At 51.8% G+C, this 13,680-nt stretch carries 9 protein-coding genes; 1 reads left to right on the forward strand and 8 read right to left on the reverse strand.

The genetic code is table 11. The features are described from left to right. Positions 1-29 precede the first annotated feature (29 nt). Together BMW43_RS11760 and BMW43_RS11765 are read right to left on the reverse strand one after the other, a co-directional pair. Entirely contained in the window at positions 30-1,715 is a 1,686-nt protein-coding gene (locus tag BMW43_RS11760; RefSeq protein WP_091747556.1) for a methyl-accepting chemotaxis protein, read from the reverse strand. 443 nt (positions 1,716-2,158) lie between these two features. Then, positions 2,159-4,561 (reverse strand): bifunctional diguanylate cyclase/phosphodiesterase, encoded by a 2,403-nt coding sequence (locus BMW43_RS11765; RefSeq protein WP_177173574.1) that lies wholly within the window; start codon positions 4,559-4,561, stop codon positions 2,159-2,161. A gap of 254 nt (positions 4,562-4,815) precedes the next feature. Here BMW43_RS11765 and BMW43_RS11770 point away from each other — a divergent pair, with 254 nt between their 5' ends. Next, the gene (locus tag BMW43_RS11770) at positions 4,816-5,400 is read left to right on the forward strand and encodes a helix-turn-helix domain-containing protein (protein ID WP_091747507.1); all 585 of its coding nucleotides are present in this window, start codon (positions 4,816-4,818) and stop codon (positions 5,398-5,400) included. Positions 5,401-5,604: 204 nt separating this feature from the next. On the opposite strand, the gene BMW43_RS11775 is transcribed toward BMW43_RS11770, so the two are convergent. The 6 genes from BMW43_RS11775 to rsgA form a co-directional block, all read right to left on the reverse strand. Then, positions 5,605-6,135 (reverse strand): phage tail protein, encoded by a 531-nt coding sequence (locus tag BMW43_RS11775; protein WP_091747510.1) that lies wholly within the window; start codon positions 6,133-6,135, stop codon positions 5,605-5,607. A gap of 20 nt (positions 6,136-6,155) precedes the next feature. Then, positions 6,156-6,677, reverse strand: a complete 522-nt coding sequence (locus BMW43_RS11780) for a phage tail protein (protein WP_091747514.1) — start codon at positions 6,675-6,677, stop codon at positions 6,156-6,158. An 11-nt stretch (positions 6,678-6,688) separates the two neighbouring features. Next, positions 6,689-7,216 (reverse strand): phage tail protein, encoded by a 528-nt coding sequence (locus BMW43_RS11785; protein WP_091747517.1) that lies wholly within the window; start codon positions 7,214-7,216, stop codon positions 6,689-6,691. 128 nt (positions 7,217-7,344) lie between these two features. Beyond that, on the reverse strand, positions 7,345-11,358 hold the full coding sequence (locus BMW43_RS11790; protein ID WP_091747519.1) for a carboxypeptidase regulatory-like domain-containing protein: 4,014 nt from the start codon (positions 11,356-11,358) through the stop codon (positions 7,345-7,347). A 42-nt stretch (positions 11,359-11,400) separates the two neighbouring features. Further along, a complete protein-coding gene (locus BMW43_RS11795; protein ID WP_091747522.1) occupies positions 11,401-11,877 on the reverse strand; it encodes a GNAT family N-acetyltransferase in 477 nt (158 codons plus the stop codon). Between the two features lie 250 nt (positions 11,878-12,127). Beyond that, the gene (gene rsgA / locus BMW43_RS11800; protein ID WP_091747525.1) at positions 12,128-13,207 is read right to left on the reverse strand and encodes a ribosome small subunit-dependent GTPase A; all 1,080 of its coding nucleotides are present in this window, start codon (positions 13,205-13,207) and stop codon (positions 12,128-12,130) included. Positions 13,208-13,680: the final 473 nt, after the last annotated feature.

Here is a 13,680-nt window from a genome sequence, read left to right on the forward strand (position 1 = left end):
CTGGTTGGCAGAACCTTTTGTTATATACCCTATATTCGAAAACTGGCTACTGCAGTTTTAAGATCCTGGGCCAGCTTAGCCAGAGCTTCACTTGAGGAAGCAATTTCCTCCATGGATGCCAGTTGTTCCTCGGTCGCCGCCGATACGCTCTGCGCCTCCTCCGCTGATTGTTTACTAAGTTCATCAATTCGCTTGACAGATCCAACTATATGCTGGCTGCCAGACGCTGTTTGCTGAATGGCTGCCGAAATATCCCTAACTTGACCGGAGACTTGTAATACCAGTTCCGCAATATCCCGGAAGGTATCACCGGCGGCGTCGACCACGGCTGCCCCGGTCTTCACCTCCTGTGTTCCTTCGGCCATAGCAACAACTGCCTGCTCCGTATCTTCTTGAATGGCTCCAATCAAACCGGCGATCTTTTTAGCCGCCTCTTGCGACTGTTCGGCAAGCTTTCTTACCTCCTCCGCCACCACGGCAAAGCCTCGCCCCTGCTCACCGGCCCGGGCCGCTTCAATCGCGGCGTTCAACGCCAAGAGATTGGTCTGCCCGGCAATGCCGGCAATGGTATCAACGATTTGGCCAATTTCCTGGGACTGTTCTCCTAACTTGGTAATTACCGTGGCCGAGGTGTTAACCGCATTTTCAATCCGGGTCATTTGACTAACCGCCTGGTCCACAGCCACCCCGCCTGATTGCGCCTTATCTGCCGCCTGAGCCGACTGAGCGGCAACCTGATTGGCACTGGCCGCCATCTCTTCCACGCCTGCCGCCATTTGCTGGACAACTGCAGAAGTCTCATCGGAAGCCGCCATCTGTTCACTAGCACCATTGGCTACCTGGGTAATCGAAACAGCTACCTGCTCAGCGGCCTGGGCAGACTGCTGTGCACTGGCGGTTAATTCTTCCGACGAGGCCGCCAGTTGTTCCGTATTCAGATTAATTTGCCGGATCAGCGCCTTAAGCTGGGCTACCATCGTGTTAAACGAGGTTGCCAACTGACCGATTTCATCCCGGCTTTCCACTTTCGCCTGCTGTGTTAGATCACCACCGGCCACTTGCTGCGCCACAACCGCCAGTTGGTTAACCGGACGGGAAATGCTGCGGGCCGCAAACAAACCAATAGCGCCGCCAACCAGAATGCTTAATAGCCCGGCAATAATCGAAGCCATTTCACTGTTATCGGCAGCTGTCACCGACCGCTCCATAGAGTCCTGGATTTGTGCCCGCCGGAAATCCACATACTCTTTCGCCTTATTGCGCAACTGCCGGCCCACATCGGTAAGTTCGCCATTCATCACCTGAAGGGCCGCTGCTTCTTTACCGGCTTGCTTATAGGGAATGACAACGGTTTCAGCTATCTGTGAATATTTTTCATCTAAGGCCATTAATTCACTGAGTATCTTTTTACCTTCTTCCGTACGTGCTACTGCCAACAATTCCTGTTCACTCTTTTTCGCTTCGGCGGTCACCCGAAGATAGTTATCCAGCGAAACTTTATCGCCGGAAATCAGGAATCCACGCAGAGAAGCAAATTTATTTTCAATCTCCCTGGAAACCTCTGCCGTTTGAATCAAACGCGGCATGTCCTCCTGTTTAACCTTATCCAGCAAACTTCCGGCCACGTTGACATTGTACAGTACAAAACCGAAACCGATTGCACCAATTGCCACAACAAACATAAAATACACAAGCATTTTCCCTGCCAGTTTCATATCCAACATCCTTTCCCCTACCTTTAATCAATAAATCGCTTAATAAGTCTACCCATTGTTAAATCCTGTATTTTTTTATTTTACTCATATTTCTTCGCCTACATAAAATTCCTTTCTTCGACAAAATCAGTCTTTTCGTCTAATTAAAAAATAAAGCTTCTCCCAAAACGGTTAATAACCCGTATCGGGAGAAGCTTTATCCAGGATTATATCCAAAGGAGACAGACACCAGTTCCTCGCCTTCATTCTTCTTTCTTCTCTGGGTAACCACTGATTAAATGAACCTGCCGGCCTGGCGAGAGATTTTTTCGTAAGGCAAGGCGAAGAAGACGCACCTATCGAACATAGGTAAGTCGACGACAACGATGCCTTGCGGAAAAGGGACCATAAAGGAATTGTATTTTCAGAGTTGGTGAACCACTTAGCTGCACAGTGTGGATGAATCAGTGGTTACCTAGCATATTAATAGCCTCTGTTTCACTGACCGGTTTGCTTATGTAGTAACCTTGGATTAGATCACAGCAGTTTTCATTCAGATAGCAAAGCTGCTGCTCCTGCTCTACCCCCTCGGCAACCACCAGCATATCAAAATCGTGAGCCATATGGATAATGGTACTTACGATTTTCGCTTTAGCAGCATCATATAAGATAAGATCGATAAAGGATTTGTCAATTTTCAACGTGCTGACCGGTAAGTTCCATAAATAGGTCAAAGAGGAAAACCCGGTTCCGAAATCGTCCAAAGCCAGCCGGACTCCCATTGACCGCAGCTCATCCAGCTTGCATCTGGCATCTTCCAGGGAATTCATCAGCAGGCTTTCGGTAATTTCCAGTTCAACCTGACTGGGTTTTATGCCGGTATCCGCCAAAGTATTACGAACCAGGTCAATAAAGTCATCGGCGGCAAGCTGCTTGGCCGATACATTGATGGCAATCGTGACATCCTCATGACCGTTCATCGCCAAGCGCCGGGCAAAGCTGCAGGCTTCCCTCAGCACCCAGGCCCCGATATCATAGATAAGTCCGCTTTGCTCGGCGACGGGAATGAACGCCGCCGGCGATACCGGGCCGTGCTCGACGCTGTCCCAGCGCAGCAGTGCCTCAAAACCGATAATAGCACGAGTTCCGGCAGTCACCTGAGGTTGATATTTCAAGGAAAGCTCGCCCCGTTCAATCGCATATCGCAGGTTGTTGCGCAGTACCATCTTGGCCGTCGCTTCCTTTTGCATATACGTTTCGTAGAAACTCCAGCTATTCCGGTCATTCTTTTTCGCCGCATACATGGCATTATCCGCATTTTTCAATATGTCTTCAGCAGTATGACCATCCTGGGGATAGCGGGCTATGCCAATACTCGCCGACATGGAAAAGCATTCACCGCCAACATCATAGTCAATCCTCAGTTCCCGGACAATCGCCTCGGCAATGCCGGCAATAGCCTCGCGGTCACTCAACCCGGGCAGAATCACGACAAATTCATCGCCGCCGATGCGCGCCACCAGCGCATCACGGCCGGCGGTGGCAACAATCCGCTGTCCGGCTATCACGATGGAAGCATCGCCATAGGAATGGCCCAGTACATCATTAACCGTCTTAAAATCATCCAAATCGATAAATAAAACACAGCCTGCCGTTTCTCCGCGGCCGGCCTTTCGCATTTCCTGATCAATCCACTCATTAAAGTACAAGCGGTTCGGCAAGCCGGTCAGAGCATCTGAATAGGCAATCTCCTGTATTTCCTCCGTCTTCTTCGCCAGTTGCCGGTTAGCCTTTTGCAGTCCTTCATTGGCTGCCGCCAGTTCCCCGTTCGTTGCAAAAAGTTCCTTGGTCCGCAGCAACACCTTGGCTTCCAGGTCCTCGTAAGCCTGATGCAAAGCCTCCCGGTCACGTCTTTGCTGTGTGATGAATTTAATCAGCAGAATACCAAATAGAATGATGATTACCGTAGCGATGATACAGCCCCAGTAGTAGCCCTTCGTCCGTTGATTCATTCCGGCCAGAGCTTCCTGCTCGTCTATGCCGACCAGCACCGCCAGAGGGTACTCGCTAAAGGCGCGGTAACTGTAGATACGTTTTATACCGTCCACCTTGCTGTTGGCAATATAATAGCCTGACGCGTTAGTTGTTAATTGGTTCATGACCACACTGTCGCTGATATCCTGGCCCAAATCGGCATTCTGGCCGGCTTGCCTGGCACGGACAATACCGTCAAGGCCGACCAGCGTGATAGAAAAATTCCGGCCCAGGTCCATCCGTTTATAAAAGTCGGTAAAATAAAAAGGATCGACCGAAATCACCACTACGCCGCCGAAACCGCCGTCCGGTCGATCAATCCGCCGGGTCATCTGCAGCGCCCATTTACCGGAAGACCGTCCCAGCACAGGCTTGCTGATGAACAATTGATTTTCCCGTGAAGCTTTGTGCACATAAAAATGTTCCCGATCCTTCAAATTGGAGGGAACGAACGGTACCTGATCACTGGCGGCAAGCTCGCCATTTTCGTCAATAATGCCCATCAGCAAAAAGGGTTGATGGGCAAAGCTGCCCTCCTGCTTATACCTGGGAATATTAATGTTCCTGCCTTCTCTTTCATACTGATATTTTAGAAATATAGCCGCCTGATCGGCATTTTTGATAGTGCGCAGCGTGTGTTCCTCAAAAGCGCGCGCCAAATTGGCCGTTTCCCTGACGGCACTATTAATTTCAAGCTCCCGCTCGCTTTCTATTTTGTGCAAAAGGCTGCCCCAGATAAAGCATAAAAGAAACACATCAAAAAGGATAATCACTTTTTTCAGGTTTTTTAGCGATAAATGGGCAGCAAATTGCTTGGCGTAATTCCAGTTCATAGGACCGGGACCCCTCCCGTGCTCGTTACTCGTGTTGCTGCACAACATATTGGACTTTTAATATAATTATCCGGCTTTGCCGGACTCTCCTTCCCAAACTGAAAATTATTCTTAAATAGTAACCCCTCCACCAGCCGCTATTGGTCGGCTTCTGCACTTTTGCACATACTAAAATCGCCGGGAGACGCCACTCTACGGTTCGTTTATTGTCTAAAGACCCCTTATCGTCTAAACTACAAATGGAGGTGCTGCCAATGGATTGCGCAAAAACAGGCCAATTGCTCTACCGCTTGCGAAAAGAAAAAGAAATGACCCAGAAGCAGGTTGCCGAGCTTATGAATATCAGTGACAAAGCAATCAGCAAATGGGAACGGGGGCTCGGCTGCCCCGACGTGTCCCTGCTGCCCGAACTCTCCCAGATCTTCGGAGTCAATATCGAAGAAATCCTGTTGGGGCATATCGTACAAAATGATCTAGTCGGAGGAAATATGAAAAAAACTCAATTTTATAGCTGTCCACAGTGCAAAAATCTCATTACCGCCACAGGTGATGCCGGTATTTCCTGCTGCGGCAAAAAACTGGAGCCGCTGACGGCGGTCAAAGCGGACGAACATCATCAGCTCCAGTTGGAGCCAGTCGAGGACGAATGGTATGTTTCGGCTTCCCACGAAATGACCAAGGAACATTATATTTCTTTTGCCGCTTATGTGACAGGCGATAAAGTCTTTCTGGTAAAACAATATCCCGAATGGAATTTCCAGTTCCGTTTCCACAAATTCGGCCACGGCAAGCTGTATTTTCATTGCTCGCAGCATGGCTTGTTTTATCAGCTCATCTAAGAAGATCAGCGTAAATTGCCCATTTGCCAACTGCGCCGTACAACTCTGCGGCAAAACAGAAAAAGATCAAGTCCCCTTCCGGGAGCTTGATCTTTTTCTTATTATCTACGTTTTTGTTTTTGCTTGCCTAAAGCTCTCACTGTTTCCGGCCGCCCACTTCCTTGAACATTCGGTTGGTCTTTTCCTGTCCAAGCTGCACTATGGTCAGGAAAAAGCCGGAAAATAACCTTGCAGACAAATGATAAAATTGACGGCTAAAGATGGCATGACATTATTATGCACCTGACCGCCGCCGCTGGACGCAAGCGCCGCCGCGTTCATGACAGCATCTGCCGGTGACGAGTCCGTAACCGTAGAATAAGGTCTAGCGCTGCCACCATTAGCCCAAACCGTATTACTGCCGGGAATATTCGTCGTCCCCGCCGCGTTTGACGCGTATACGGCGTGACTATGGCTGGGCATTTCAGCCACCGACAGGGCAACCGTCTCACTGCCGCCGTCCTGGCCCAGTACATACGCGGCGCTGCCGCTCCGTTGTCCCATCCCCACCGGCACCCGCCCCCGCAAATCAGGCAAGGCAAAATTTTTTACACCGTCACCGCCATAGGCTGTGCCAATCAGGTCAAACAGCGGCTTATACGTCGAAACATCCAGCAGGCTTCCGTCACACCAGTGCCAGTCCACCGGCGCTTTGCTGCCGGCGAACATACGTATTTCTCCTACATATGCCTCCATATATCGCTCCTCCTCTTTTCTTATTCAGGCATCGGATAAGCACCGTCATAACAAATCATATACTGCACGCAAACACAGGGCTGCAAGTTATTGTGCGCTCCTGCGCCGCCAAACGAACCGACCGCGCTGTCCGCCATCACCGCATTCGGGGCACCCGTCGTATAGGCGCTGAGTGAACCGCTAGCCCAGATATTGGCCTGCGGACTATTCGACAAGGTCACCGGTGTAACCTTGTTCTTAGCCTGCACGCTATGGTTATGCGCCGGCAGTTGCTGTATAGTCAGAGTTTCAGCTACCGTGCCGAAGCGGTCATTCAACGCTCTTGCGGTCAGGCCGTCTCCCTGCCCTACTCCCACCGGCACCCGGCCGGAAAAGTTAGGCAACGCAAAGGTGTTCGGCCCACTGCCGCCATACAGATTGCCAATCACGGCATACAAAAGTTTATAAGGCGCTGTATTCAGTATTCTACCGTCACAAAAGAGCCACCCTTGCGGCTCATAGGTACCGCAAAACAAGCGAATCTCGCCAATAAAGCCGTCCATATACTCTCCTCCTACGTATGCGGCGGGTATATACCCGTGACCGCAATACAATAATTCAACGCCAAATAGGGCTGCAGGTTATTATGCGCCAGATCACCGCCGGCGGCTGCTGCCGCGCTGCCGTTCATCGATACCGGCGTACTGGCGGGAGCACCATATACAGTTTTTTCCGTCGCGGCCGCCGCCCATATCGCTCCGGCCACAGCCGACGTAGTTCCCGGTAAGGTGCTGCACTGCGCCGTATGAGTATGACCGGGAACCTCACCGGCCAGGAGTGTATGGCTCTCTTCGCCCGCCGTTTGACCGATCCGAAACAGGGGGCCCGCTAGCGGATTGTACTGGGGAGCCACAGCGGCCCTGCCCTGCAGATCCGGCAACGCAAAAGTGCTTCTTCCGTCACCGCCATAATTGGTCCAAATAAGACTGTATAACGCCGTGTATTGCGTGATCGGCAGCATTCTGCCGTCACAGGGAAGCCAGCCTTGCGGTGTCTTCCCGTAAGGAAATACTCTAATTTCGCCTAGATAAAAATCACCCATCTTTTCAGCCCCTTCCACTTATACGGAATCAACAAGCATAGCCCTCTTACCTACAGCCCGTCTATTCAAGCCAGTAAATTCTCATTTTCCACCTCCTGCTTGTTAGTTTATACCGCGTCAGCTTTAGTTTATAAAGAGACAGTATATACTCCCGCCGATGTAGTAAATGTAGCATCATAAATGTCCACTATACCTCCATTTAGCCCGGAAAAGTCGTCATGGTCATCATTCGTACTACCCCACGCGGTATAATAACCAGTAGTCAGCGCTTCTAATTCGAAATATGCCGATCCGCCTGTTACCGGATGACTGGCCACGAAATTAGCGTCGTTGTAGATAAAAATATACTGCGTATCTGTATATGAACCGACATAAACCGTAACCTTAACCTTGGAAGTATGCAGCGAAACCGTTGCCGTAGCCGGGTTTGAACTGATATTGGTGCCGGCAATGGCCAGACTACCTGTACTGGTTGTATAATCGGTTGCAGTCACCGCGTAAGAGTAGTTGCTTCCCACCAATATACCGTTAAAGGATGCCTTTCCGTCAGTGCCTGTAGTGACCGTGCTGTTTACCGCAGTGCCAAGGGTTGACGTACCGCTCAAAGTAACACTGGCTCCGCTGATCGGACTCCCGCCGCTACTATCAGTAACGGTAACGATCGCGTAACCGGTCTGCGCGGTCAGCGACACCGCCACATTGGTTGTCTCACCATAGCTTATACCGCTGCTCGCTGAGGTGGCATTAGCATAGCCGTTCTTGCTAACCGTAAAGGTATAACTGCCGACAGGAATATTGCTGATAGTCACCTGTCCATTCGTATCGGTCGTGCCGCTCAGCCCGGTGCCGTCCACCGTCACCGTGGCACCACTTACCGGACTGCCGCCGCTTGTTACTGCGACTGTCGCACTACCCACCGGCACCGGCAAAGCAATCGAGACCGTAGCCGTACCCCCATTACTAATAGCGGTACTTGTTGAGCTGGCATCGGTATAGCCGCTCTTACTGGCCGTAAACGTATAGTTGCCAACCGGAATACTATGGATAGTCACTTGTCCGTTCGTATCGGTTGTGCCACTCAACCCTGTGCCGTCAACCGTCACCGTCGCGCCGCTTACCCCACTGCCGCCGCTCGTTACCGTGATGGTTGCGCTGCCATATTGCCGGGTAATTGCGATACCGACGGTTGCCGTCCCCCCATTGCTAATGGCGGTATTCGCCGAGGTGGCACTGTCATAGCCGGTCTTGCTGGCCGTAAACGTATAGCTGCCTACCGGAATATTACTAATAGTCACCTGCCCGTTCGTATCGGTTGTGCCGCTCAAACCGGTGCCGTCAACCGTCACCGTCGCCCCGTTTACCCCACTGCCGCCGCTCGTTACCGTGATAGTCGCACTGCCGTATTGCCGGGTAATCGCAATACCGACGGTTGCCGTTGCCCCATCGCTAATAGCGGTACTCGTCGAACTGGCGCCGGTATAGCCAGTCTTAGTGGCCGTAAACGTATAGCTGCCTACCGGAATACTATAGATAGTCACTTGTCCGTTCGTATCGGTTGTGCCGCTCAATCCTATGCCGTCAACCGTGACCGTCACGCCGCTTACCCCACTGCCGCCGCTCGTTACCGTGATGGTTGCGCTGCCATATTGCTGAGCAATCACAATACCGACGGCTGTCGTTCCTCCGTTCGTAATACCCGTGCTTGCTGAGGTGGCATTGACATAGCCTGTCTTGCTGGCCGTAAACGTATAGCTGCCTACCGGAATACTATGGATAGTCACCTGCCCGTTCGTATCGGTTGTGCCGCTCAAACTGGTGCCGTCAACCGTCACCGTCACGCCGCTTACCCCACTGCCGCCGCTCGTTACCGTAATAGTCGCGCTGCCGTATTGCCGGGTAATCGCAATGCCGACAGTTGCCGTACCCCCATCGGTAATGGCAGTGCTCATTGAGGTGGCACTGTCATAGCCGGCCTTGCCGGCCGTAAACGTATGGCTGCCTACCGGAATACTATGGATAGTCACCTGCCCGTTCGTATCGGTTGTACCGGTCAGACTTGTGCCGTCAACCGTCACCGTCGCGCCGCTTACCCCACTGCCGCCACTTGTTACCGTGATGGTTGCGCTGCCGTATTGCTGGGTAATCGCAATACCGACCGTCGCCGTACCTCCGTTGCTGATAGCGGTACTCGCCGAAGTGGCGCCGGTATAGCCGGTCTTACTGGCCGTAAACGTATAGCTGCCTACCGGAATATTACTAATAGTCACTTGTCCGTTCGTATCGGTCGTACCGCTCAAGCCGGTGCCGTTCACCGTCACCGTCGCCCCGCTTACCCCACTGCCACCACTCGTTACCGTGATAGTCGCACTGCCGTATTGCTGGGTAATCGCAATACCGACCGTCGCCGTACCTCCGTTGCTGATAGCGGTACTCGCCGAAGTGGCGCCGGTATAGCCGGTCTTACTGGCCGTAAACGTATAGCTGCCTACCGGAATATTACTAATAGTCACTTGTCCGTTCGTATCGGTCGTACCGCTCAAGCCGGTGCCGTTCACCGTCACCGTCGCCCCGCTTACCCCACTGCCACCACTCGTTACCGTGATGGTCGCACTGCCGTATTGCTGGGTAATCGCAATACCGACCGTCGCCGTACCTCCGTTACTGATAGCGGTACTCGCCGAAGTGGCGCCGGTATAGCCATTCTTACTGGCCGTAAAGGTATAACTGCCTACCGTGATATTGCCGATGGTCACTTGTCCGTTCGTATCGGTTGTACCGGTCAGACTTGTGCCGTCAACCGTGACCGTTGCGCCGCTTACCGCACTGCCGCCGCTTGTTACCGTAACTGTCGCGCTGCCAACCGGCACCGGCAGGCTGACCGTAGTGCCGGCAGTTTGATTTTGGCCGACGGTAATCGCCCCACTGTCATTACTGTACGTAGAATAGCTGACTCTGACCGTGTAGACTCCCGCAGTAATTCCACCGATAAGAGCATTGCCGCTGGCATCAGTCGTGGCCGCACGGCCTATGGCAACACCATTTTGGCAGGCTTGCACCTGAGCCCCCGGCAGGGGAACGTTACCGCTATTCGTAACATGCACCTGAATGCTGCCGCTATAGGCAACGAACCGGGTAAAGCGTTCTGTTTTGATGGTATTGTCCCGCTCTACCTTTTGCAGCAGCTTACCTGTCAGATCGACTGCTTTACCTGTCTCCTGACGGCCACTTGACAGGGACGGCCCAAAACGATCGGCTAATTCACAACTTACTTTGCCATAGAAATTGCCGCCGGACAGATTGGATTGGTTATAACCGATTTCCGCTGAAAAGCGTGGCGTAAACTGCATAACGCTGCGCAGGCGATAGCCGGTCTCATTACTTTGATATTCATTATCGTAAAAATAACCGGCTGCATACAAATGCAACCACGGAGCGTGTGAAAACGAGGTGCCAGCCTCATAGTCAAAGCCCCGGACGGCCCGGATGTAAGAATACAGGATACCGTCAGGTTCATCGGCAACATCGGTCAGCCGGTCACCGGACAACGGCTGATAAACATTCACCCGGTATTCCGCCAGCTTGTTAAAATATTCGGCCCCGACACCAACACGGGACAGATTATATGGGAAGCCATAATCATAGAACATATTCAAACCGTATAGCTGTTGTTTGTCTGCCGACAGCTTGCGCCAGCCTATCCCCAGATTCGCCGTGCTGGTATGATCGCTGCTTTGCCTGGCATAGCGTCCCTGCCAAAACCACAGTTGGACTTCTTTGTCGGCCTGCCCGAACGGTTGAATAGTTGTAAGCGCGTATTCCGGCTTATAGTTTTCCGTAAAGGAAAAAGTCAGGTCGGTGGTTTTCAACCATTCGGGGCCGTTCTTTTTTCCGTCCCGCCAAAAATAGGGAATCATTCCGTTGAGAAACTGATTGAATTTTTGCCCCTCTGTCAAATGCCCGGCCGAATCGGTCTGCCCGTCGCCGGTGGATTCCCGTCCGGTGGTAGACTTATCCACAGTAAAAACAAGAGCTTCCCCGTCAGCTGCGGTTGCCGCCTGCAGCGGAGCAACAAGCGCGAGCTGCGTCGAAAGCATCATAATTAGGGTGAAAACGGAAATAAACCGATTATACGTTCCGCTCATGACGATCTCTCCTTATCCCTTTAATTTCCGGACAGCCCACCTTCACGGCCCGGGCACCGGCAGCCATTGCATCAGAACGTGTGGAGTATCAGCTCCGCCTACCACCTGAAACCCGAATCGCTCATACAATCGCCGGGCCCGGTTACCCTGCAGGACGGTTAAGGAAACCGGCAACTGCTTTCGCCCGGCCTCCGCCTGCAATTCCTGCAAGAACTTTGAACCTAAGCCCCGGTTTTGAAATTCCGGCAACAGGATGATATCTACCAGAATGATGGCCGTATCTGTCTGCACGGTAGCCACACGTCCGGCTTTTTGATCGCCGGAATATATGATCCGATACTGAAAGCCCGGATATCTCTGCCCATAGGCCCGCCGCTGCGCTTCATACTGCATACGCAAAAACGGCCAACGCTGCATTTCAGGCCAGCCCCATAATTCCATTTCCGCCTGGCGCGAACTGGCATACACGGCGAATAGAAATTCAGCGTCTTTTTCCTTATCTGCCAACTGCAGCTTCATGGTTCCAACATCCTTTATCTCTTTAACATCACAAAAATTACATAAAATTCTATTTTCAGGTACTACACAACAGAGTAGCAAAATTCTAAAAAAATCACATTATACGAAAGTATAAATTTTAGCCCAAAAAAAGTATAAATTTTTTATACTTCTTATCGCAGTACGGCCGGCTTACCCATTTAACAGAGCCTATACCACGGCAAAATAAAAAAAGATCAAGTCCCCTTCCGGGAGCTTGATCTTTTTCTTATTATCTACGCTTTTGTTTCTGCTTGCCTAAATCTCTCGCCTGTTTCCGGCCGCCCACTTCCTTGAACATTCGGTTGGTTTTCTCCTGTTCAAGCTGACGGGAATTCAGTCCCTGATAGGATAATTCATGCTGCAGCTTCACATAATTTTGAAGCCGTCCGGCAGAGAGGGTACCTGCCCGGACAGCCGCCTGCACGGCGCAGCCCGGCTCGCTGTCATGGCTGCAATCGCGAAAGCGGCAGCGTCCGGCTAATTCCTCAATATCGGCGAAGGATGCCGTCAGATCGGCATTTGCCAACTGCAGTTCCCGCATGCCCGGCGTATCAATCACAATCCCACCACCGGGAACCGGCAGCAGTTGGCGATGGGTCGTTGTATGCCGGCCCCGGTCATCGGCCCGGATGTCCCCTGTCGCCAAGGTCTCGCTGCCGAGCAGCCGGTTGATCAGCGTGGACTTACCGACCCCGGACGAGCCGATGAACGCGACAGTAGTACCTTCCGTAATATATTGCCTGATTCCGGCATAGCCGTCTTCCTCCATCGCCGTGGTCACAAGCACGTCAACGCCAATGGCCACGGTATATACCTCCGACAACTTGCCAGACAGTTCCGGACACAAGTCAGCCTTCGTCAGGACAACGACCGGCTTCGCCCTACTATCCCAGACAAGGGACAAATACCGTTCCAGCCGTCGCAGATTAAAATCATGATTTAGCGCCATACAAATAAACACCACGTCTATGTTGGCTGCAATGACCTGGCTGTCATAGGCCGTACCGGCGGCTCGACGCATCAGGACGCTGCTGCGCGGCAGGCGTTGCTGAATGATGGCATGGCCGCCGCGATTGTCCAGGCGGTCCACCATCACCCAATCCCCCACAGCAGGATAGTCCCCATTTCCGCTGCCCAAAAACTGCAGCTTACCGGCAAGCTCGGCCCGCAGCTCGCCCTGTTCCGTAATAACCATATATAACTCTTTATGCTGTACCGATATGCGGGCCAGGTGCAGTTCTTTATATAAAGCAGCCTCCTGTGCAACACCGCTATTAAGTCCCAGACTATAAAGGTTTGACTTTTCCATTTCCGATTGCCTCCCCAAATTTCATGTCTGAAATACCGGGAGGGCTATACGTTTACTGTACTAGCACCTCCCGGCACCATACAGACTCAACATCATATATGAACATAAGCACAACTCCTCGTATTATAAAGTAGTAGTGATTAGAGCCCCTCTCCAAGGGCTATGTGCTACAATGTTTAGGATGCTGTGGATTGGTTTATTTCTCCTACCACATGATGGTTGCAGAAAGGCTCCAACCACAGCCCTTTGCAGAATTGTTAATCAGTTAGATACCGCCTGACGGTTTATTTAGAACGAGGTTACAAGAGCAGAGGGAGCTGTGGGCCTAAACAGCGTCAAATCATCATACACCGGAGGTATCATTATGGTTTGCGTTGGAATTGATGTGGCGAAGGACAAGCACGACTGCTTTATCCTCCATTCAGAAGGTGAGATTCTTGCGAATGTCTTCACCATCCCGAATAATAAAGAAG

The sequence above is a fragment of the Propionispora vibrioides genome (genome assembly GCF_900110485.1).
Classification (GTDB): domain Bacteria; phylum Bacillota; class Negativicutes; order Propionisporales; family Propionisporaceae; genus Propionispora; species Propionispora vibrioides.